Here is a 1,821-nt window from a genome sequence, read left to right as displayed (position 1 = left end):
GCTAGACCCATCCTCCGCACGTAGCGGTATCGGTTGAATCCGCTGGTGGGCCGTGACGGCGGGAGGGGTGTCGGTGTTGTCTGAGCATGTTGATGACTCCGCCTCCTGCCCGCCGTGTCGCTGTCCGGCGTGAGCGTGGCCCGCTGCGCATGCGCGCGGTGGTGACCCAGGTGGTGACCAAGCGTCTGGGCGCTCTGCCCGTGGTCGCGGAGTTTCTGCATCGACTGCAGGTGGCCCAGACCGTCGATGGGCTGTGTCCGGTGCGCGATCTGGCGCTGGCCACGCACGGCGAGGTGATCGAGGCCCTGGTCGCCAACCGGCTCACCAGCCCCCGGCCTTTGGTCCGTGTGGAGGACTGGGCCCGGACCTGGGCGGTCAAGGAGGTCATGGAGCTCGATCCCGGGCTGCTCAACGACGACCGGCTCGGCCGCGCCCTGGACGCGATCGCCCCGCGCCTGGACGAGATCACCGGATCGATCGCCGCCCGGGCGATCTGCGAGTTCGGGATCGACACCGCCACCTTGCACTGGGATATGACCTCGATGTCGCTGACCGGGGCCTTCGACTCCGACGACCAGGACCCGGACTATCCCAAGGTCGCCTACGGACACCCGAAGGACCGGCGGGTGGACCTCAAGCAGATCCAGGCCGGCCTGGGGGTCAGCGCGGACGGGGCCATCCCGCTGCTGGCCACGGCGATCTCCGGCCAGAGCGGCGAGATCACCCAAGTGGTCTCGGCGATAGCGCGGTTCCAGAAGACCGCCGCCGTCAAGCGCTTCCTGATGATCGGGGACAGCAAACTGGTGTCCTACGACAACCTCACCGCGCTGTCCGGCGCGCAGGTCGAGTTCATCGCACCGCTCGCGGCCTCGGCCACCGACGCGTCGGTGTTCGCCGCCCTCGACCCCGAGACCGCGGAGCGAGTCGAGTACATCCCGCTGCGTGTGGCCGACCGCCCCACTATGGACCGCCCCGACTACCGGGTCCTGGAAGACACCCACACCCTGACCGGCAAGCGCAGAAGCGACCCGCCGATCACCGTGCGCCGCATCCTGGTCTACAGCGCCGGCAACGCTCTTGCGCAGGCCAAGGCCCGCGACAAGCGCCTTTCCAAGGCCCGTGAAGACCTGGACAAGCTGGCGCGGCTGGCCGGCGGCCGCTACTACCCGACCCGCGACAAAGTCTCCGCGAAGATCGGGGTGATCGCCGCCAAGCGGCGCGTCACCGACTGCCTGCGCACCCACATCAACGACGGCCCCGGCGGGAAGCCGGCCCTCATCTGGCACTTCGACCAGGACGTGCTCGACACGCAGGCCCACGCCGACGGCTGGTACGCCCTGGTCACCAACCAGGAGCCCGTGAAAGCCGACGCCGCCGCGGTGTTCCTGGCTTACAAGGGACAGCCCCAGGTCGAGCGCCGCTACAGCGAACTCAAGGGCCCCCTGGCCGTGGCGCCGGTCTTCCTGCACGGCAACAAGCGCATCGCCGCACTGCTGCACGTACTCATGCTCGCGCTGCTGGTCTACAGCCTGATCGAACGACAGGTACGCCGAGCCCTGGAACGCGATGGCAGCCCGGACGGCAGGATGACCGGCCTCTACCCGGACAACCGCCGCGAACGCCCCACCGCCCGCATGATCTTCTACCACCTCGGTGAACTCGACCTGGCCACCAGCCCCGGCAACTGCACGCCCCAGGTACTCCACATCACCCGCGGCGTGCAGCTGCACCTCCTCGACCTGCTGGAAATCAACCTGTCCTGACCAGCGCCAGCCCGACAGACGTCACTCAGACCAGTGACGTGCGGAGGATGGGGCTAGA

At 68.6% G+C, this 1,821-nt stretch carries 1 protein-coding gene; it reads left to right on the top strand.

Going from position 1 to position 1,821, the window contains the following annotated elements:
* Window positions 1-170: 170 nt before the first annotated feature.
* The gene (locus SZN_RS36940; RefSeq protein ID WP_244313500.1) at window positions 171-1,763 is read left to right on the top strand and encodes an IS1634 family transposase; all 1,593 of its coding nucleotides are present in this window, start codon (window positions 171-173) and stop codon (window positions 1,761-1,763) included.
* The last annotated feature ends 58 nt before the right edge of the window (window positions 1,764-1,821 follow it).

The organism is Streptomyces zinciresistens K42 (assembly GCF_000225525.1).
Classification (GTDB): Bacteria; Actinomycetota; Actinomycetes; order Streptomycetales; family Streptomycetaceae; genus Streptomyces; species Streptomyces zinciresistens.
The sequence above is the reverse complement of the archived record's forward strand: the minus strand, read 5'-3'. Positions and strand labels throughout refer to the sequence as shown.